General features: G+C 70.3%; 8 protein-coding genes. 4 read left to right on the top strand and 4 right to left on the bottom strand.

Annotation, left to right across the window (positions count from 1 at the left end):
• Together GVV04_RS32280 and GVV04_RS34020 are read left to right on the top strand one after the other, a co-directional pair.
• Positions 1–254, top strand: a 254-nt coding sequence (locus GVV04_RS32280) for a hypothetical protein (RefSeq protein WP_201753853.1), incomplete at its 5' end; no start/stop codon positions are given.
• 270 nt (positions 255–524) lie between these two features.
• On the top strand, positions 525–1046 hold the full coding sequence (locus GVV04_RS34020; RefSeq protein ID WP_201753854.1) for a helix-turn-helix transcriptional regulator: 522 nt from the start codon (positions 525–527) through the stop codon (positions 1044–1046).
• A 24-nt stretch (positions 1047–1070) separates the two neighbouring features.
• Here the strand turns inward: GVV04_RS34020 and GVV04_RS20740 are convergent, their stop codons facing one another.
• The gene (locus GVV04_RS20740; RefSeq protein WP_161689726.1) at positions 1071–1748 is read right to left on the bottom strand and encodes a macro domain-containing protein; all 678 of its coding nucleotides are present in this window, start codon (positions 1746–1748) and stop codon (positions 1071–1073) included.
• Between the two features lie 204 nt (positions 1749–1952).
• Here GVV04_RS20740 and GVV04_RS20745 point away from each other — a divergent pair, with 204 nt between their 5' ends.
• Together GVV04_RS20745 and GVV04_RS34450 are read left to right on the top strand one after the other, a co-directional pair.
• On the top strand, positions 1953–3569 hold the full coding sequence (locus tag GVV04_RS20745; protein ID WP_161689727.1) for an ADP-ribosyltransferase domain-containing protein: 1617 nt from the start codon (positions 1953–1955) through the stop codon (positions 3567–3569).
• A gap of 973 nt (positions 3570–4542) precedes the next feature.
• Positions 4543–5394, top strand: a complete 852-nt coding sequence (locus GVV04_RS34450; RefSeq protein WP_161689728.1) for an L-type lectin family protein — start codon at positions 4543–4545, stop codon at positions 5392–5394.
• On the opposite strand, the gene GVV04_RS20755 is transcribed toward GVV04_RS34450, so the two are convergent.
• The 3 genes from GVV04_RS20755 to GVV04_RS20765 all read right to left on the bottom strand — a co-directional run bounded on the left by GVV04_RS20755 (position 5313) and on the right by GVV04_RS20765 (position 21555).
• Positions 5313–5909, bottom strand: coding sequence for a sigma-70 family RNA polymerase sigma factor (locus GVV04_RS20755; RefSeq protein WP_201753855.1), 597 nt, complete (start codon positions 5907–5909; stop codon positions 5313–5315). The genes GVV04_RS34450 and GVV04_RS20755 overlap by 82 nt on opposite strands.
• Before the next feature lie 62 nt (positions 5910–5971).
• Entirely contained in the window at positions 5972–20194 is a 14223-nt protein-coding gene (locus GVV04_RS20760) for a WXG100-like domain-containing protein (RefSeq protein WP_161689729.1), read from the bottom strand.
• 389 nt (positions 20195–20583) lie between these two features.
• Positions 20584–21555 (bottom strand): hypothetical protein, encoded by a 972-nt coding sequence (locus GVV04_RS20765; protein ID WP_161689730.1) that lies wholly within the window; start codon positions 21553–21555, stop codon positions 20584–20586.
• Positions 21556–21597: the final 42 nt, after the last annotated feature.

Consider the following 21597-nt stretch of genomic DNA (forward strand, 5'->3'; position numbering starts at 1 on the left):
GAGCCACCAAGGTCGTCCTCAGCGGCAACTGGATCGGCTGGCAACAGGGCGGCAACTTCTACGCCAAGGACGGCATCTACGCCGAATGGCTCACCATCGCCGGAGGCGGACAGGTCACCGACATCGCCATCAGCGGCGATGGCTGGTTCGCCTTCGTCGGCGGCGGCAACTTCTTCGCCAAGCAGGGCGCCTACGCCCCGTGGTTGACCATGGGCAGCGGCGGGCAGGTCGACAAGATCGCCATCAGCACCTGACGGGTGCACCACGTCCGGCGGGCGGTGAGAGCGAATGTGCTCTCGCCGCCCGCCGGGCATCGGGCTGCCCAGCTCGGGCGGCTGGGCCTCCCCCGAGGTGCGGGCACCCGGAGATCGGCTACCCGAGGACGATCAGTTGGGCCGCGATCAGGACGTCGAACACGCCGCACCACTCGGCGTACGAGCGGGCCACGACCCGCATGCGGGAGCGTGGGTCTGTCACGCGATCTCATGACACCTGTCACGCCGGTCGACTGCGACAATGGCCGCGTGGTGGACGAGCCGATCGAGCACGGTACGGGGCTGACGGGCTTTCGCCGGTACACCTGGTGGACCCTGGCCGGGGCCGTGATGAGCGTGCTGGTCCTCTTCACCGGCGACTGGCTACTGGGCGGGGGCGTGCCGGCCTGGGCCCGCGGCGATCGTGCTGGTCACCCGGCATGCCCGGCCGGCCGTGCTGCGCCGGGCGTTGGCCGCCGGGGTGAGCGGCTTCGTGCCGAAGAGCACGGCGGCCACCCGGCTCGCGGAGATCGTCCGCGACGTCTCGGCCGGCGGTACGTCGACCCGGAGATCGCCGCGTCCGCGCTCACCGAGGACGCCTGCCCGCTCACCGAGCGCGAACTGGAGATGCTGCGCGCGTCCCGGGCCGGCGCCTCGGTCAACGAGATCGCCGCGCGCGTGCACCTCGCCCCGGGCACCGTCCGCAACTACCTGTCCGCCGCCATGACCAAGCTCGACGTCAGCTCGCGTCACGCGGCCGCGCACCGCGCGTGGGAGGAGGGCTGGATCTAGCCGGGTGGGTCGGCGTTCACGACGTCATCGGTGAGAGCCGGGTGCCGTGGGGGGCGTCACCCGGACCCGCTCCTCCGCAGGACGGCTCTCGATGCCGTCGAGCTGCGCACAGATGGTCTGCCGCAGGTCGTCGTAGTCCCGGAAGTAGTGGTCGTTGAACAGGGTGTAGCCGGTCCACATCAGGTTGGCGCACACCCGCGGCACGACCCGGCCCGTCGCCGCGCCCATGCCGACCAGCACCACCGACCTGATGCTGCCCGGCTCCTTCTCGTTCTGCATGTGGATCGCCTGGAACGCGGCGGCGCAGGCCAGCGCCACGTTCAACGTCTCGCTCACGTTCTCCGCCGACTGTTCCATCGTCGGCGTCGAGATCAGGAACTTCGGGTTGGTGGCCCCGGACGACACGCACACGGCGCTTCCCACCGGCAGCGACCCACCGAACTGATCGCGGATCGCGCGCTGGACGCGCAGCTGGATCCCCGCCCCGAGGTGCCGCTTGATGACCGCGTCGACCCCGCCGTCCATCCGCCCGGCTGAGTTGGTCGGGCTGACCCAGGCGTCGGCGCGCTGGTCGGTGATCGACCCCTTGTGGATCTCAACCTCGGGGGTGTCCGCGAACGCCGCCCGCCACGCCTGCACCACCTTGGCGTTGACGTCCTTCAGCACCACCTTGAGCAGCGGCTTTTCACGATCGGCAGTCATGGCTCGCTCCGGTGGCGGGAAGGGGTGCATCCGACGTGGATCAAGATACCGCGTCGGGCGACACACGGCGTGCCGGGTGGAACGCCGACGGGCGGGCTGCCCTGCCTCCCCACATCGCCGCTGTCGCACTCGCGCGGCACAATTCCCCCTCACCTTGATCACCCGTGCCGTCACCGCCACGGGTCGCCACCTCAGGAGCCCACGATGGCCGACGCCGATGCCCCCACTCCGTCCGACCCGACCGATCCGCTGGCCCTCGCCGAGCTCTTCCAGGGCGGCGGCGAGCCGTGGTTGCCGCTCCTGAAGCCGGTCATCGAGGCGCAGCCGGCCGCGGCCGCGTTCATCGGCCCGGGCCGCGCCCCGAAGGTCGTGCCCGTCCGGGAACTGACCTTCCAGGCGCTCAAGCCCAACCCACCGCACAAGTGGAAGGTGGTCGTCTTCGGCCAGAACCCGTACCCGCGGCCCGAGAGCGCCACCGGCATCGCCATGTTCGACAACACCTTCCACGACTGGGCCGACAGCCAGTTCGGCAGGGTCGTCTCCATCCGCTGCATCATCAAGGCCGCGGCGATGTGGAAGCACGGCATCCCCAAGAAGACGCCGATCGGGGACATCCGCGCCCTGCTGAAGGAGCACGACACCGTGCAGCCGCCGGAGTGGTTCCAGGCCATGCTCACGCAGGGCGTGCTGCTGCTGAACGCGGCGCTCACCGCGAGCAGCGACGGCGCGATGTCCACCGGCCAGCACACCGCGTTCTGGCAACCGGTCGTCGAGAAGCTCGTCGAGGAGATCCTGAAGGCCAAGCAGCACGCCGACGAAGAGGACCGGGGTGTGGTGTTCGCGTGGTGGGGGGCGCACGCCCGCAACCTGAAGAGGATCGTGCTCCAGCTCGAGAAGAAGTACCCCGGGGTGGAGGTCCGGCACATCGACCACCCCAACCCCGCGGCACAGGGCGACATCTTCTGCGACGGGAACCACTTCGCCGACGTGAACGCCGCCCTCAGGACGCTGGGGGCCGACGAGATCGACTGGCTGCCCAGCAAGGGGTGGAGCAAGCTGACCGGGCCGGCCGGTGGCACGGACGCGGACATGGCCGACCGGATGGGGGCGTTCATCGCCTCCACCATGGAGCTGCACAAGCTCTACCTCGATCGGCTCGCCAGCGTCAAGGACGAGGGGCTCGTACTTCCCGCGATCACCGGCGTGTTCGACACCCCCCTCATGGACTTCCGTGAGGCCGCCGCACCGGTGGCCAAGCTGCTGTCGGGGCTCGACTGGCACGTGGAGAAGTCGCGCCAGTTCGGCGAGATGCAGGTGGACGGCGGGGCCGACGACCTGTCCGTCGACGAGGTCGCCGCCCTCTACCTGTACACCTGCGAGTCGGCGTTCTACCGACAGATCAACGCCACCCTGCGCAACCCGGACCGCAGTAGGATCCTGCCGTACCTGCCGTACCTGCGGCTGTTGTTCTCGGCCGTGTCGCGGCTTCCGGCCCGCAAGGAGCCGCTGTGGCGCGGGGTGTCGCTGGACCTGCGGGCGCAGTACCCGCTCGGCCAGACCGTGACGTGGTGGGGCGTGTCCTCGTGCACGTCGAAGCTCAGCGTGGCCCAGGCGTTCCTCGGCAGCCGCGGCAAGCGGACGCTCTTCGAGGTGCTTCCCGTGCGGGCGGTGGGCATCCGCAGGTTCTCCGCGTTCACCGGCGAGGAGGAGTTCATCCTCGCCCCCGGCACGCAGCTCGAGGTGACCGACGTGCGGGCCGAACGCAACGGCCTGTGCACCGTGCGGCTGACCGAGCTGGCCGAGCAGAACCTGGTGGCGTGAGTAGGCGCGGCAGGGCGGCCTGAGCAGTCACGCGAACTCGACGCCGGTGGGGTGGCGACCGTGCGCCGACGCGGCGGGTGCGACACTCCGTACGACAGGCCGACCTGCCCGCATGGTCAGGTCGGCCCCCGGTACGCGGCGACAGGCAGCACCGGTCGCGGTCCGCTGCCGGTCCGGCGATTCTCTGCTGGCGGGCAGGGCGGGTTTCCGGGTGGGTTGAACCCGACCTCCGGCTCCTGCGTAGTGGCCGGGAAAGCCGATGCCGGCCTGTCGCCGGTGACGACACATGGGTACGCAGCAGGGAGCGATGGCCGGCGTGGCGAAACGCGACAGTACTCCGACCGAGGCGCTGCGACCGATCCGAGCCGTCTGGCTTCGGGCACAGCCCGGGACGGACACGGTCGACCCAGGATCGGCCCAGGGGCCGGATTCCGCTGCGGCGACGCCCCCGGCCGAGAGATCCGCTCCTGCCGTCGTGCCGATCCCGGACCGGCCCGCGCGCACGACCGTCGACACCCCGAGCCCGCCGAGCGGCCGGCCGAACGTGGACCGGCCCCGGCACCAGCCCACGGCCAGCGATCCACCGGCGGCACCCCCCGAGCACGCTGAGCCGCCGGCCGTCGTCCCGCCCACCGGCCTGCTGGTGTCGATTCCACGCGGCCTGAGGCCGAAACGGCACCAGAAGCCGCAACCCGGTGGAGCGCGGCCGGAATCGCCCGAAGCGCCGAACCCGCCTCCGACCCCGACTCCGGCGTCCCAACCCGGGCCGCAACCGCCGCCAACCGAGCCACCGCCACCAGCACCGGCGTTGGCGCAGGCACCGGCGTTGGCACCAGCACCAGCGTTGGCACCGGCACCGGCACCGGCACCGGCACCGGCATCGGCATCGGCATCGGCATCCCGACCGCAGCCGCCGGCACCGGCACCGGCACCCCGACCGGAGTTGCCGGAGCCGGCGGACGGACCCGATCGGGTGGCCGATCCTCCGGCCGTCCAGCGGGCCCCTGATCGGCCGGGGCCCGAACCCGACCGCGCCGCCCGCCCGCGACGGGCGAGCGGCTGGCTGCCGCCCGTCGCCCTGTTGCTGACGACCGCCGTGGCCGGCTGGTTCATCGTCGCCGAGCTTCCCGACCGGTTCGCGCCCAACCCGCCGGCCCCACCAGCGGCCACGCAGAGCGCCGGGGCACCGACGCCCACGGCGCTCCGCACGCAACAGGGAGCGCGCCCCATCGACTATCCGACGTTCGCCGAGGCGGCCGGCCTGGCGCTGACCGGCGCGGCCGTGCACTCGGCCCCGACGGTTCGGCTCGCCGACGGGGCGCAGCGCTCCGGGGCGATGTGGTCGGCAGTCCCGCTGAACCCGAAGAAGTCCTTCAGCACCGCATTTCAGTACGTCAGCGCCGGCCGCTCCGGCGCCCTCTCGTTCGTGTTGCAGGCCGAGGGCCCCACGAGCAGACTGCCGCTCGACCGGCTACGCCCCCGGCTGACCGTCGACCTCGCCCCGGTGGCCAAGTCTCCGACCGGCAGGGTCACCGTGACCGCCGTCCGCACCGGCCCGCCGGTCACCCAGGGCCGCGCCGCGACCGCCGTCGACCTGGGCAGTGGCCCGGTCACGGTGTGGATCGACTACTCGGCGAGGTCGCAGACGGTTCGGGTGTTCGTCTCGACCGGTGCCGCGAAACCCGCGAAGCCGGTGCTCACCGCCGAGGTGGACCTCGCCAGGACGGTCGGTGCGGGGCTTGCCTACCCGGGGTTCGCCGCCTTCACCGCTGACGCGGTCGGCACACACGACGTGCTGGCCTGGTTCCTGTCCGGCCCGGCGTGAGCCATCGTCCGCCGCGCCGTGCGCAGAGCGTGGTACGCCCGTGACTTGACCGTGCCCTGCGGGATGCCCATCGCGAGGGCCGTCTCCTCCGTCGTCCGCTCACGCAGGTAGAGGTTGACCAGCACATCGCGGTGGTGCGCGGGCAGACCGGCCAACGCGTACTGGACCTCAAGGGCGTCCAGCGCACGGTCGATCCCGTCGTCCGTGACCGGCCAGAACTCCGCCACGTCCACCTGGACCTCGACCGGGCGGGAGGCCTTCGCGCGCAACTGGTCGATCACGATCCGCCGGGCGACCGTGAACAGCCAGGGCCGGGCCGTCTCCTGGGTGAGACTCAGCTCGTCCATGTGCTGCCAGGCGCGCACCATCGCCTCCTGGACGATGTCCTCGGCCCTCGCCGTGTCCCCCAGCGTCAGCTTCCGCACGTACGAGAGCAGCGGCGCGAAGCTTGCCCGGTAGAGCCGCTCAAGCGTCTCCGTCCGGTCATCATGAGCACCATCGACCACGTCAGCCACACCTCCTCCACCTGCGAAACCTAGGGATGGAGGAGGTGACGCGAACCCTGGAAAACCCTTGCTCACCACCGCCCGCGGGGCTCGGCTCGTTCCTTGCCCTTGCGGGAGGAACTGTTCGCCACCCGGGACGAAGCCGCCCCGCTGCTCCCCTGCGCCGGATCGAGGAACACGGCACGGAACTCATCCGCCTGTTGTACGGCTGCCTCCTCCGGCGTGGCCGGCACCGGCTCAGGGACTGCGCGCAGACGCTCGACCACGAGATGGAACGCCTCGGAGAGTCGCCTGTGGTAGTCCGAGGAGGTGGGGCCGGAGTGCGCCGACGGCTCCGGGGGCGCAGACGGGCCCGCCGGTGACGACGCGCTCGGCCCGGCGTCGCCGGGAAGCTCCGTGGCCGGCTTCTTTACCGGCACGACGGACCTGAGCGTGTCGGTGGAAATGCCCAGCTCCGTGGCACTCTTCTCGTTGACCACCAGCTCGACGCTGCCGGCCCGCCGCATCGGGGCAAGGCCGGTCCCGGGCAGGCTGATGTCGTACTCCAGTGTGGCGTAGACGAAGTAGACCGCGGTGTCCGCGCGTAGCCAGGCTCGATGCTCGATCCAAGCGGTCTGGTCGGTGCCGACGGCCCTGCTCCGCTCCGTTCCGATGGAGACCTGCGGCCCGACCGAGTTGCCGGGGGCCACCTCGACACCGAGCGTGAAGGTGCCGGCCAGGTTGTCGCGATTGTTCTGGCTGCGGTTGTGGGCGACCAGGTCGGTGCCGTGATCGTAGTTCTCCAGCTCGGCCTTCTCCATGTAGTAGAGCTGGCGGACCTCACCGAATCTGGCCCGTACCCGGAGGCCGGCGTGCCCGGGGTCCACCACCTCGTTGGCGGTGGCCACCGAACGGAACCAGGCCCCCTGCTCGGTGAGCATCGCGGCGAGACTGCCCCGCATCGTCTCGAAGGTGAGCTGGTCCGTGGCCGGCGGAACGGTGGCCGGGTCGGAGACGTTGCCCACCCGGGTCGACCGCACGGCCTCGTGGATCACCCGTAGGCCGAGAATTCCCTCGACCAGGGCGGTGGGCGGTAGCACTCTTCCGAGCCTGGTCCTGAGGTTCGGCAGGGGGGTTCCCAGGGCGACCGTGCCCTCGTCGGGCACGCTGACCACATGGTCCTCGTCGACTGTGATGGTCGACGATCGGAGCGGCATGTCCCGGTCCCGCACCGTGCTCATCAGCCTGCCGACGGTTCCGTCCACGACCCGGGTGCCCAGACTGGTGATCTCTCGGATCGTCGCGGTGAACCGGACCGCCTGGGTGAAGTCCATCAGCTTGTTGGCTCGTACCCCGGCCATGAACAGCAGGTTCGAGCCGCGCGTGTCGGCCTGCTCGACCCGCTTGGTCCGCCCGCCGGTGACCGTCAGGCCCCAGTGCCCGTCAAGGACCCCCGGCTGCCCCCCGCCGGTGAGTCCGCCGGCCACGCCGGTCGAGGCGACGTTACGACGGGTGGCGTCACGATAGGCGTTGCCCCGTTCGTAGACCTTGACCCCGTTTCCGCCGGGACGGCTGTTCCGGCCCGGCCCGACCAACTCGGCGGACATCAGCACCTCGAAGACCCGATCACCGGCCCGGAAGGTCCAGGCCGCGCCTCCGTCGCGCATCTTCGCCATGTACGGACTCAACCAGGAGGGCAGTGACCGGACCTGGTTGACCAGCTCGGGCTCACCGAACCTGGCGGCCTCGGCGGCCAACCTCTCGCTCAAGCCTCCGAAGCCCGCCTCCGCGCCCCCACCGTTGAACAGCATCGGCCACATCACGGCCCAGGAGAGGCCGTCCTGGAGGCTGACCGGTGGCAGCCTCTCGGTGCTCAGCGACCGGACCGCCGGCGGTATCGGGGGCGGAGCCTCGTCGGCGGCCGAAGCCTCTTCCTTCGGGTCGGATTCGGGTTCGTTCAGCAGCTCGGCGTTGTCGAAGGCGTCCCGGTTGGCGAGGACATCGGTCCGCAGCACGTTGAGCCACACCTCGCCGAAGGTCTCGACGAGGGCACCGCCCGCCGTCTCGACCCGGTTGACCACCACCGTACGAACGATCGCCATGCGGGTGTCCTGGTAGACACCTCGGTAGCTGCCCACCGTGTGCAGCGACGCGGCACTCTCCCCCGTCCCGGTCGACCTGGTCATGCTGCCGCTACCGGTCAGAAACTCGGCTTCGTCGGGGCCGAGGGCGGTCGCGCCGCCTGTCCCCTGAGCCTGCACGCCACGCTGGCTCAGGCTGTCGGTGCCCTGCTCGTGACCTACCTGACTCTCGAGCACCTGCTGGGTGTAGGGGAGCCAGACCTTGACAATCTCCGGGCGGCCGACCGGGCGGACGGCCAGATCGACCATTCGGTCTCCGACCGGGATCGCCGCCGTTGCGGAGAGCGCCCGCATCAGGACGGTCTTGTAGACGGTCGGCGTCAGCCCCTGCCAGACGGCGGCCCTCGGCAGACCCGTCATCCGAATCAGCCTGTCCTGCAGCACCCCGACGCCCTGGACGCCGATCGCGGTATAGATCGCCGCCGTCATGGTGGTCAGCACCGAGCGCATCCGGCGGTCGTCCAGGAGCCCGGGCGGCGGGTCCGCCCGGGTGCTGATCGGTTCCACGGATGGATCGGGCCGGGCGGCGACGACATCGAGCGGTGCCAGGGGCGATGGGCCGGCGTCGGCGTGCAGCGCGTTGGGTTGCAGCAGGATCGCCGTCGCCGGAACCTCCGCCGGCTGTTCCAACGATGCCGGGCCACGGTTGGCGAACCAGCGCCAGCGGATCCCCACCTCGAACTCCGAGCTGGGCATCTTCTGCCCGTCGGTGTCGGAGGTCAACGCGGTGGACTGGGTCCGGCCGAGTTTGCCGGTCGCCGACGTGGTGAGCTGGCCGCCAACCTGCCCCTGCCCCAGGCCATCGCTCCGGCCCGTGCCGCCGGCCCCGGCATACCCGGAGAGGTCCCTGACCCGACTGCTCGCGCCCTTGACGGCCATGGTGTCCACGCTCGTGTGGCCGTACTGCACCTGGTATTCGGTGGCTCTCTTGTAGGTGTCGACGCCGGTGGCCTCGGCCCACAGACCGATGGTGAGCCCCCGGGTCGGGGAGACCGGTTCCTCGGGATGCGAAAAGACCCAGGTGACGCCCGGTTGCCCCGCGTCGGCGCTCAACACGTCGTCGGCCCTGGCCCGCAGGGACTCCTCCGACAACTGGCTGACGAGCAGCCGCCAGTTCAGGTACGCCTGGCCCGGCTGGTTGACGTCCGCGCCGGTCACCGACAGTCCCTGCAACGTGTTCCACGGCGTTGCTGTCCCGTCGCCCACCGCCTGCCTCGGTAGGTACCCCTCGGCGACCATGAGCGCGGCGATCTGGTTGTAGAGTTCCGGCACGCCGTCGAGACGCCTGACGAAGTCCATCGTCAGCCCGAAGCGGGGGCCCGGCGTCCACCACCTCGGGTCGGCCGGGGCGGGCTCCGAACTGGTCGACGCCGACGCGGGACCCGCCGACGCACTCCCGGAGTCGGCCGCCGCCGTGTCGACCGACAGCGACCGCAGGGCGTCCGAGTGCACCATGAAGTGCGCGAAGCCGTCGATGTTCACCGCGGGCGGGGCTGTCTCCTCGGCCCCGTGTCGGTGGTGAACCTCCAACTGGACGGTGAAGTCGGCCAGTACGACCTGCAACGGGCCACCGACCCGCATGGCCCGGGTCAACATGGCCCGGTGATGACGAATGAGCTGATCACCGCTTCGCTGGGTGAACTGGCCGCGCCCGCCAATTCTGAGATACTGCTCGATCGCCCGCAGGCTCCCGGTCAGCGTGCCTCGGCCCGACCGCGTGGAGTCCTGGCTGAGCAATGTCTTGATCACGACGGCCAACACCCGGTCGAACCGGGTCTCACCGCTGCTGCTCACCTCGCTGATCTTGGTGACCGTGTGGATCGGTTGGACCAGGTCGCCGGCAGTGAGACTGAGGCTCAGATGCCGGCCGTCACGCTGCAACGTATGGCGGAACACCTGCTGGTAGTGGCGGTCATCGCTACGGTCGGTCGGGCTGGATCCCTTCCTGGGCCGCAGGATGTCCCGCAGGCCGAGGGCGAGCTGGTCGTTGGACAGGTATGCCTCGACGACGGGCTTCCAGAACGCGTAGTCCTGCGGGCTGAGCGCCTGCCGGACCCCGTCCAGCACCGAGTCGGCGAGCTGCACCCGCGGCACCGCGTGGTCCAGGTTCCACACCGGGAACTGCTCGGCGCTCGTGATCGGCGTTGGGCTCCGATAGTCGGGGTCGGTGTTGGACGACAGCCCGGGTAGCTGGCTCTCCGGCACGGAGTAGGGCAACTGGAACTGCGCCACCGCGTAGCGCACCTGGTGCTCGCGCAACGCGCCGTGCGCGTCGCGGAGACGGAGCTCCCGCCACCGGCCGGTCTCCCGGTCCTGCACCCGAAGCACCCAGTTGACCAGCAGGTTCACCCAGCCCAGGGGCTCCTTGATCCGCAACTGCTGGAAGTCCGAGGTGGCGTTGGCGGCGAGCTGACGCCGGCCCCTGGTGTTCGCCCGACCGTAGGTCGCCGCCACGTCCGCCCGGCCGGCCTCGACCGTGCCCGGAGCGCCGAAGCCACCCCGATACGCCAACCCGACGTCGAGGCTGCTCCCCTGCGCCTCGGACCGCCAGATCGCAGTGTCCCGGTAGCGGTAGATCCGGTTCTCCTGCTTACCGGAGAACCGGGTGCTGCCCTCTTCCTTGGCGCCGAGCAGGCTGGCCGGCTCCACCACCGGCTCGCTGGTCGCCACGGCCCACAGCCGGATGTCGTAGGTCCGGCCCCCCGCCGTCACGGACAGCGCCGCGCCGTCGTCGAGCACCTGGCCGAACAGCGAAGCCAGCGTGCGGTTGACGACCTCCTCGCTGATCTGCCCCCCGCCGAACGGCACGGCCCGGTTGATCCAGGTGGTCAACTCCGGCACGAACGGCAACTCTTCGATGGCGTGGAAGGCGGTGACCATTCTGCTGTGGTCCTCGGTCACACCCTCCGGGCTCGGGCGGCTGCGCGGCTTCCCGTCCTGCCAGCGCGAGATCGCCAATTCGGTGAGCCGCTGCCGGGTGACCGCACGATGGAACCGATCCGCGGTGACGGCCGCACCGGTCCGCAGGCGGGGGCCGCTGGCTGCCCGCGCGTCGCGCACCAGAGTGGCCAACTCGCGCACCTCGGCCGCACCCACCGCGCCCTCGACGCCCAGCAGCTCAAGCGCCATGGGCCGGTACTCGGACAGCCCGGTGTACCAGCGGTCCCGGCCGTCGGCGTAGAGCAGACGTCGGGCGTCGACCAGTCCGGCGAGGTCGTCCCGGGTGACCGGGTCCGGCTGTTGCGCCGCCGGGGCCACGGCTCCGGGCAGCGGATCGAAATCCGCCGCCAACACGGCAGGCGGTGCCACCGGGGCCGCCGACACCGCTGCCCACAGGCTGTCCAACTCAGCCTGGCGCTCCGCCGGCGAGTCCGCCTGGCCCGGTGTCTGCTGAATGTTGTGCGTGTGCCGGGCGGACACGGTCTGGTAGACGGCGGACCTGCCCAGCGCGGGCAGCTTGACGGTGACGGACCGGGTCACGCCGGCCACCCACGCCTGCCCCGGATGCCTCTCCCGCCAAAGCTGGCGTGCGTTGCTCTCATCAGCGACCCGCTGCACGTTCGCCCAGGTGAGGGCCGCCCGATCCCCGAGCTTGTGGCGAAGCAGATCCCCCAGGTCTGCCAACCCCAACGGCCCGTCCGGCCGGGCGCCGTCGTAGACCTTCGCATACCGCCGGTAGGCCGACTCGATCACCTGGTTGAGCGTTTCCAGGTTCCGGTCAGTGGGTTCGAAGGGCTCGTTGCTCGCGGTGGACAGGTCGCGGGCCAGTGCGCGCAGCTCGAGCACCCGATCGGGCGACAGATCAGCGCTGTACCGCGACCCCGCGATGCGCTGGTCGAGATCCGGTAGCGAGACCTCGGTCCGATCACCGAGCTTGATCCGCAGGGCGTCAAAGCCCGCACGCCGGGTGAGCGCGTCCAGGGTGACCGGCTCGTTGGCTCCGACCAGGGACGTGACGTACCCGGTCAGACGGTCCATGTGCTCTTCGTTCACCGTTAGGGCGGACGGGTCGAGCGCCTGCTGGACCAGCGGCAGGAACTGCCCGTTGCCGGGTGCCTCCGGGTCAAGACCCAGCGCGCCGGTCCGCATCGGGAAGTTCTGGTACAACACGCTGCCGAGCAGGTGCCGGGCCCTCGTAGCCGGCTCGCCGGTGGCCTCCGCCCGCTGCGCGAGCGCGGTGGCCCTCCGCTGCGCGGTCTCCTGCCAGACCCGCATCTGTGCGGGCGACGCGTTGACCATGACCCGGGCAAGGGGGGCCGACGGCAACTCGCCGGCCTGCCGGGCCTCCTCGATCAGAAGGTTGAACTGCCGCAGCGCGTCAGCTACCTCCCGGACCTCCGGCGTGTTTGGCGGAAGAGGCTCCTGGGCCTGACGGAGCTTGATCTCCAGGACGGGTTCCATGGCTACGACAAAGGCCGCGTCAAGCAGTTCGGCGTCGCTCGGCAGGGCCGGCGACACTACCGGGGCCGTCGAAACAGTCGGGGCCGTCGGAACGACCGGCGCAGGCGGAACAGTCGGGGCCGTCGAAACAACCGGGGCCACCGGTTCCGGTGCCGGCTCCTCGCGGGTTCGGGCCGGTCCCGCCGGCACCTGGAGGGCTGGCATCGGCGCGTACCGGGTCCGTTCGGCATGCAGGACATGGTCCTGGGCTGCGAAGAGATCCGGCAGGCCCGCACGAGTTGACCCGGCCAGCTCGACGAGATGGAGCGAGGCCGTCGCACTGGCCAGGGAGGCAAGCACCTCATCTCGAACCGCCCGGCCCGGGCTGCCCGTTGCCGCCGCGCTGTCCAACGACCGTTCGAGCTCCGTGATCTGCCTACGCAACTCGGCGATGGCCGTCGGCAGATCGAAGGTGGCCTCCTCCAGCCAGTCGCTGAGCGCGTCCGGCGTGAGCGCACCGGTCACCGCGTCTTCCACCGGTTCCCCGGCGCGGAAGGAAAGCCACGTGTCGGGCCGGCCCGGCGCGCCAGCGTGCAGCCGGCCATCGGCGGCGTACACCGGGCCCGGGGCGGCCAGGAACCAGACGGCCGGATGGGCATCGGCGACCTGGCGGAGCTGTTCGGCGAATCGGGTCGACGCCCCGTTCAGGGCCACCACCACGACAGCCGGGGGGTTCGCGGCGATCGGCTGCATGACCAGTTCGAGGGATTCGACGAACCGCTGGGCGTTCACCTGGCCGTCCGGCAGGGTCACCACGCGATCGTCGACGACCGCGATGAGGGCGTTCTCCAATGTGGACAACGTCCCGGCGTCGAGGTACGAGCGCTCCGAGACCTGGCCGTCGAGCGTCGAAGCGGGCTCACCGCCAGCCAGTGCGACCTGCACCGCGACCGGACGCCCCTCCACGGTCTGCTCGGTCACTTCGAGCACTCCGACCGGATCCGGCTGCTCGGTCACTTCGAGCACTCCGACCGGGTCCGGGCTGACCACGGCCGTCCCCGGCTCCCCGGCCCAGCGGGGCGACCAGGTCGACCCGGCGGGCTCGGCCTGGTCGCCTTCGGCTCGCACCGTCGCGCCGAGCCTGTGCATCGCCATGTCGAGGCTGCCACTGCCCAGGCTCTCCGACGCGGCATCCCGCTCAGCGGGGAACAACTGCCAGGCCGCCTCGCCGTCAGACGTGAAGCGGGGTCGGCCCGCTGCCAGGTCGAGGCTCCCCGCGAAGACAGCGCCGCTCTCGTTGGTGTACACGTTCTCCGGGGCCGCCAGCACCCGGACCCCCAACAGGTCCCGCACCTCCCGCGCGAACGACCCACCGTCCGCATCCGCCTTGGCGGCACCGCACACCACCAGCGCCAGGGGGCGGCCGGCCCAGCCCGGCACGCTGCGCACCCAGGCGGCGAACCCGGCCGCGTCCAACACCCGGGCACCGACCTGGACACCACCTGGCTTGCCGTGCGCCACCACCGCGAGCCAGTCGACGCCGGCCGAGGCGTAGACCGGCAGCGAGCCACCGCTCACCGCCGGATTCGCCTGGTCGCCCGCCGCCGGCAGGTACCGACCGGCCGCGACCCCCACACTCGCCACCGCCGTCGAGCCCCCGGGGACCGGGGTGATGAGCAGCGTCGCCGGCAGATCGAGGGCTGCGGCGGCGATGGTGGGCACCAGGTCGTCGGCGTCGTGCTGCCAACTGCCCGGTGTCCTGATGTCCGTCAGGTACCGCTGGCGAGCCGCCTCCCTGCTCTCGCCGTCGCGGCTCGCCACGAAGCCGGCCCACCTCGCCCCCACCTCACCCGTCACGGCGGCTAGGGCGAAGTCGGCCTCCAGCGCGGCGGCGACCCGCTCCCGGAGCATTTCCACCGTCGGCCTCTGCACCCCGAGCTTCGACTTCAGGTGCTCAGGGAAGGTGTCGATCAGCGCGTCGAAGAGGTCGTTGCCTTCGGAGGCCCCCGACGCCGGCGTGCTGCCCCGATCGGTCGACAGCTCGGTAGGCGGCTCCGCTCGGGACGACTGGGTGAATTCGGTGCCCGGGTGCTTCTGCCACAGCTCCGCCAACTGTCGATCCGACAGCCCGGCCGCACCCTGCTCGGTGACCACCTCGACGGCAACAGGCACCGCTTCACCGGGGCGAGCCACGGCCCACCCCACCGCGTCGAACAGTGCCTCGGCGGAAAGGCCGGGCTGCGCCAGCAGGGTCAGGCCCGGGGCCGACCGATCCGTCTGCGCCGCCCAGGCGCGAAGCTCCGCCGGCACCTCGGGCGAACCGCCGTCGGTGCGGTACAGCACGAGGGGACCCCGCCGGCCCTCCGGAACCCAGCCGTACACCGCCCGACCGTGTGTGTCGCTGACCAGGACCGGTGTGCCGTCCGACGCTGCCGGCCCGGAGCCGGTCGAGGCCGGAGCTGTCGCGTTCCACGCGAGCCAGGCCGGCTCGGGCCCCGACCGGGCCGGTCGCTGGGCCCGCTCGTCCCCGGCCGGGGTTCCGGTAGCCGAGGCAGGGTCGCCAGTAGGGTCCGGCAGGACCGTCGAGGAGGTCTCCGGTGGGAAAGACGCCGAGTGCGACGTCGTACCGTCATCCGGGCGGACGCCGATGGATGGTGTCTCGTCGCGGACCAAGAACTCCAAGGTGGCCCGGCGGTTGTCTGTGACGGCGTCGCGATCGGTGTGCGGGTCCGCCACCAACTCTTGGATCAGCACCTCGTCAGCGCGGACCCTCACATCGGTGTCCTCCAGTCGGGCAAGGGCCGAATCGAGTTCGGCACGGAAGGCCGTAGCCGTGGAATTGGCCCGTTCCGCCGCGGCCGTTCTGGCTCGCCTCCCACCGAGGCGTCCGACATTGGCATGGCCGGTGACCACGACGGTGGGCAGTGGAAGCCCGTTGTCGGCACACCACAGGGCAGACCGGGCAACCCTGCGGCCGGACCACCGCAAAACGCCGAGAGCTTGGTCCGTAACGTTCCGATCACCTCGCTCGAAGTGAACCGTCACCGGTCCAATCCGGCGATGTCCGCCGGTGGCGACCACAACCAACGGGTTCACTCTCGGGACAGTCGCCGATGGTTCGTAGAGGAGGGTTTGTTGCTCGAAGAAGCTCTCACCCGGCTCCCGGGTGTACATCCTGAAGTACCACTGGTTGCCGGGTGGCGGAAGCGCCGCAGCGGCGAGCATCGCACTGCGGGCCTTGTTCTTCAGGCCCTCTTCCGCGCCGTCGTAACCGGTGGGCTGAAGGGCGGCGAGCGCCGCAGCGAGTGCCCTGCTTTTTTGCAGTCTTGCCGCCTCGGGAGCAGTGGGCCGCTGCGCCGGGTCGCCCAGCTGTGCATCCAGATCACGCAGGCGTGCGTCCAGGTCACGCAGGGCGCTTTCCGGGTCCGCGCCATGGTTCGCCAGATTCCTTCTGATGGCCTCTTCGACGACCGACAGGATCTCGGCCCGGTGCGCGGCGTTCTCGAGGGTGATCTGGCTGCGGCCATCCGCGCTTTCGGCGATCACGGCGGCAAAGTGGTATCCGGAACCCCCGATGTTGGTCACCCCACGGGCCACATCGCGGCTGAAGTCCGGCATGCCGTCCGGCCCTTGGGTGGGAATCGACACGGAAGCGTACGTCTCACCGGGGGCGGCCCAGGCATGCTGGTTGATTCCGATCCGGCTCGCCAGGTTGTCCATTCGCTGCCGGGCCTGTTCATTTCCGGTCCGGTAGCTCAGGGCAGCGCCGTAACGGTCGCCCGGCATCGGCCGACCGGGCCCTCCACCCATTTCCCGCATGTCCTGAGCCACCAGTGAGGTCGCCCACATGGCGGTGGCCCCTGCTGGATCTTGTCCAGCTTCGACAAAACCCGCGAGCCCTTCGGCGAGGTGCCACATCCCAGTTACTTCGGTGCCATCCTGGGCATTGATGTCGGCCCACGCGGTGGTTCCATCATCCTGGCGGAACACGACCGTGTCGGCTACCTCACCGTGGATCTTCCCAGCGAAGTCCCGACAGATGTCACTGCGGGGTTCTCTCATTCGAGGCACAACCCGGTACAGTGCGGCTTCGGTGCCGTTCTCGTCGAGCAGCACCTGACTTCCCGAAACCTCCAACTCAATATCGCCACCGGTACGACGCAGAGCGGCCTGAGCGGCTGCCAACACCTCACCACTGGCGTAGAATTCCCGCACTTCCATCGGGTTGGCGCTGCTCTGCACGGAATGGGTTCCGTTGATCGCCAGGGAAAAGTCGGCCGAGACCCGTAGCGGCGGATGCGCCTGCGCAAGACTCGACCACTGCGGGACGAATGCGGGGAAGGCGGTCGGGTCAGCGGGATCCTGCTCCGCCACTGTGAGCGGCAACAGGGACTCGAACCGCATATCGCCGTCGACGGAGCGGATGCGGTAACTGCTCGTCAGCCGCGGATCAGGCGAGGGCGGACCGCTCGGCGGGACCGCCCCGGCAACGGGCCCGAGGTCCGGCGAGACCAGATCCGGCGTGCCTCCGCCGTTCGTTTGCGTCACGGCGATTCCAGGCGCAGTCACCGGATCGGCGTCCGCCACCACTGCGGTCGTCGGTGATTCGGACGGCACACCCTCATCAAGTTCCTCGAACACCTCCTCCACGAACGTCCGTGTCTCAGACGGGATCGGCGGGACGACGGGTGGCCTGCTCGTGGCCCCGCCGTGGCTTACCGCCCCGCCGGGCGCGGTGAGCGACGCACCATCGCCAATCGCCAGTTCCGCCCAGCGGGTCCAGCCCCGACCCGTCGGGGGCGAAGAGACACCAGCCGAAGCTGGCACGGACGCCAACGCGTTCATCGTGTCGGTGAGACCCGCCGCATGGGAGATTGGGGCGGCCCCCTTGCCTTCCGGGAAATATTGCCACGCTGCCCGGGCATCGCCCGACGAGAACGACATCCGCCCCGACAGCGACACCACAAACTCACCGACCAGCACCGACCCGCCCGAATCTGACCACACGTTCAACGGCGCCGCCACCACCGGCACCTCCAACAAATCACGCACCCTCGACGCGAACGACACACCATCCCCGTCAGCCGCCCCCGCCCGGCACATCACCAGCACCACCGGCCGGCCATCCCACCCGGGCATGCCTCGCACCGCATCCGCAAACCGCTCCGCATCCAGCACCTGATCACCCAAGGCAATTCCCACTGAATTCGTAACCCCACCCGGATCCGGCACCCCGTGACCCGCCACCGCGAACCACGGCACACCATCCACCACGAACTCTGGCAGGGCCGCCGCGTTCACCCCCCACTGCTGACCGTCCGCCACCCCCGGCAGATACCGCCCCGCCGGCACAGCCACCCCGACAGCAACCGACGACGCCCCCACAGCAGCGGACCGCGACTGCGGGAGCGGCTGTGACACGACCGCACCGGACGGAGCCGGAGCCGGAACCGCCATCACGGACTGCTGACCCGCCGAAGCAGCCACGACCGGGACAGCCACCGGAACAGTCGAGGCCGTCGCCGCAGTCACCGCGACCGGGCCAGCAGCAGACGTGCTCCCATCCGCTGCCACCGACACCAGGGCATCCAGCGGGACCACCACATCCACATTCGCCGTCGGCTCCACCAACCCGACCGAATCAGCCGAGGGAGTCGTGGTGGAACTCGCCATCGCGTTCACGGCGTCGTCCGGGGAGGCAACCCTGCCGGCCGCGACCAACGCCGCCAACCGTTCCTCCACCCGACGCTCAAGGGCGACACCATCGCCCCGAACCGACTGCACCGCCTTCACCACACGATCAGCCGGCAACGCCCCGCTCTCGGCCACCGCCTCCAGCCGGGCCAGCACCGCACCGCGAACCTCCGCCACCACCGCATCCCGCAACGCGATCCGATCAACAGCCGACACCACCACATCCGGCCGCGCCCCCAACCACCGATCAACCACCACCTCGACCTCGTGACCGGTGAACACGTGCGCGAACAACACACCGGCCCACGCGCTCCCGCCCAGCCCCGCCACCACGTTCACATCGGCGGTGAACGCCGCCCAACGCGACTGCAACCCCCGCACCTGATCCGCCGAGTTCGGGACCAACGACGCCCCCGACAACGGGTCCACCGGGATCACCAACGGAGCGAAGACATTGTCGAAATGCGTTTCCGCCTGACGCAGCCACTCCGCCCTCAGGTCCGCCACCGACAACCCGAACAGGTCACCCCCCTGCGGCAACGACCTGTCGAACAGCCCTTCGAACCGACCCAGCTCCGCCCCACGCCACTCATCGAACAGCCGCTCCCGAGCCAAGCTCCCGTCAGCACCCAACAAGCCCCCGAGGTCCTGCTGCCCCAACGCCGACAACGGCGGCCCACCAACAGACCCGGAGTCCGACGACCCCCCACCACCGTCGGTAAGCCCACCAACACCCGCATTCGACAAGGAGTTCGGGCCCGTATCGACCTGCACGCCAGACTGCGACCCAGCGCCCAGCCCAGCATCCGCAGACGACCCGGCGGCCCACCCGGCGTCGGACGACTCCACCGAAGACGTCGAGCCCTCCGCAGCGGACCCCGGCCCACCCGAACCCACACTCGAATTCGAGCCCGAGTTGGAGTTGGAGTTGGAGCCCGAGTTCGCGTTCGGGTTCGAGTTCGGGTTGGAGGCCGAACCCGAACCCGAACCCAGGTCCGAGCCGGCGTCCACATCCGGGTTCCGGCCCGGACCCACCTCCAACGACAGTTCCCCATCAGGAAGCTTCTCCTGATACGTCGGGACCGGATCGGCAGCGGCAGCCGCCTCCGGCGACAACCCCGACGCGTCTACCGGCCCCACGCCCTTCGGCAGGTCCCCGAGCAGGTCCGGCGGCGGCCCCAGGGTCACATCCGCACCGAACAACCGCCCCAACATGTACAACAAACTGTTGTCAGTGAAAATGCGGCGGCGGCTCAGACCCTTGATGGGGTGCTCAATCGCACCCTCCACCGCGCCCGACAACAAGCCACCGACAAACCCACCACGCGGCCCCACATCGGCATGACCCTGCGAAATGGCATCCGCGATCAACTCCGGCAGGCCCTCAGCCAGGGAGTTCTTCACCACCGTGCCCAACCAGGTCTTACCGAACGGCAGCCGCCGCATCCAACCCAACGACCAACCGATCGCCCCACCCAGCGCACCAATACCCGCCATGAACCCGGTCTTCTTCAGATCCCATTCCTTCAGATCCCGGGTCTTCAACACCACCACCTGGAAACCCTGAACCGCCACATCCAGAAGCACCATGAACAACGCACCCTGCACCACAGCCAACACCAGACGCTTCAACAGCCGCAACACGACCTGCCGGAACGTTTCCACAATCGGCGCCGCCGCCGCCGACGCCGCACCACCCGATATCACCGACAGGAACACCAACTTCATCAACATGTGCAGGAGGATCACCGCGAAACCGATAATCATCAGCTTCGTGTACTCGATCTCCAAAGCGACCTTCTTCGCACCCCCCGCCACGTCATCGATCGCCTTACGCAGCTTTGGCAACGCTGCGCCGGAACCACCGCTGATCCGCAGCAGGAACTCCCGCGCCGCCGCCAACGCCGGCCCCTGCCCGGCCGCCTCCAACTGGGCGACCACCGACCGCAACTGCCCCTCCAACGGAGCAAGATCCTCACCAAGCCTCAGCCACGCCTCGGCCAGGGCCCGCATCCCATCCTCATCACCCTTCGGCCAGTTCTCCCCAACCAGCACGAACGTGACCCACTCAAGCCCCTCCGGCGGACCCGGAATACTCATCGCGCCACCTTCCACAGGGCCACACCGGGCCAGCCGGACAAGTCGAATCGCCCACGGCGGAGCGACGACGGGACCCCCCGTCGCGAACCGACACCGCCGACACTGGACGCGGCAACGGCCAGCAAGCGCCTCAGGGCACGTACACAGAGGCCGGTGAGCGTTGCTGTGCTGCTTCCGCGCTGCTACGACTACGCATCCCGGATCACCGCGGTTCACCCAGTGCCGAGTCGTTGGCTTGCGGCGCAGCGCTGGCGAGTTGCCCGTACTGGTGTCGTGTCCGCGCTGCTACAGCAACGGACGGGGCTGGAGTGGGCCCGTCGAAGACGTGCGGGCGGCTGCCTCCCCGTCAGGGAAGACAGCCGCCCGATGACGCCCGGCTCACGGCCACGTCAGTGGCAGGTCACCTTCATCTGCGCGATCCCGATGTGGTCGAGGGTGTCCCCGGAGTCGTTAAAGTCGATTCCCCGGTTGACCACCCGGATGACGATTCGGCCGCCGGTGACGGCGTACGTCCCGGACGCCACCCACCGTCCACGGTTGGCCTTCTGAGCGACCGTGAACGTCGCCCGGACCGGCCCGCTCTCGGTGTCGCGCACCTGGTAGGTGGCGGGGGCGCCGGCCACCCTACGGCTGTCCGTGGTGGCCGGCACGTACGTCGAGACGTCACACGAGCGGGTCGACGCACCGACGACGAACCACCACTCACCGTAGAGACCACTGTCGTCCTTGGTCTTGGAGCCGGACATCGGCATCGACTCGAAGTGGCCTTCGCAGCCGGCACCCACCCAGCCACCGGTGCCCGTGGAGTACCAGCCCCGCTCCCCGTCCTTGTACCAGTCGGAGTGCCGGAAGCCGGTGGTCGCGGTCGGCGAGCAGTGATAGCCGCCGATTGCGGTGAAGGTGGACTTGGGCGCGTTCGGCGCGTTGGGCGCGGGGGCAGGGGCAGCACCGGTCGGCACGCCGGGCGCCGGGGTTTGTCGCGGCGGCTGGGTCGCGCCCGGGGTCGGATTCGGTGCCGCGCTGGAGGCGCCCGGGGTGGGTGTCGGAGCTACGGTGATCTCCGGTGCCGCACTCGGCGACATTTCCTCGCCCTCCGAGACCGGATCGAACTCGATGGTCGGATTCTCGGTGACCCCACCGCCGCCAGCGGCGGCGGCCGGCGGCGGCGGGCCCGGCTGCTCCCGGCCACCGACGACAATGCCGATCAACACCGCCAGCACACCGACACACGCCGCGGCGAGCAGCGGCATGCTCGGGCGGCGTAGCCCGTTGCGGGTCAGCCGGGCCCACCTGCCCGGCCGCTCGTCGCGATCGTTGCCCTCGGCCCAGTCGTCGTGCTCATCCGGATCGGTGTCGCCCACCTGTCAGCCCCCTTCTCGACGTTCCCCGACTACCACGTCCGG

Source organism: Micromonospora rubida (assembly GCF_009908295.1).
Taxonomy (GTDB): domain Bacteria; phylum Actinomycetota; class Actinomycetes; order Mycobacteriales; family Micromonosporaceae; genus Micromonospora; species Micromonospora rubida.

Coding starts and splice junctions, on each gene's coding strand:
- GVV04_RS20760 (WP_161689729.1), bottom strand. CDS start 20,194: ATGAGTATTCCGGGTCCGCCGGAGGGGCTTGAGTGGGTCACGTTCGTG.
- GVV04_RS20745 (WP_161689727.1), top strand. CDS start 1,953: ATGGCCGACGCCGATGCCCCCACTCCGTCCGACCCGACCGATCCGCTG.
- GVV04_RS20740 (WP_161689726.1), bottom strand. CDS start 1,748: ATGACTGCCGATCGTGAAAAGCCGCTGCTCAAGGTGGTGCTGAAGGAC.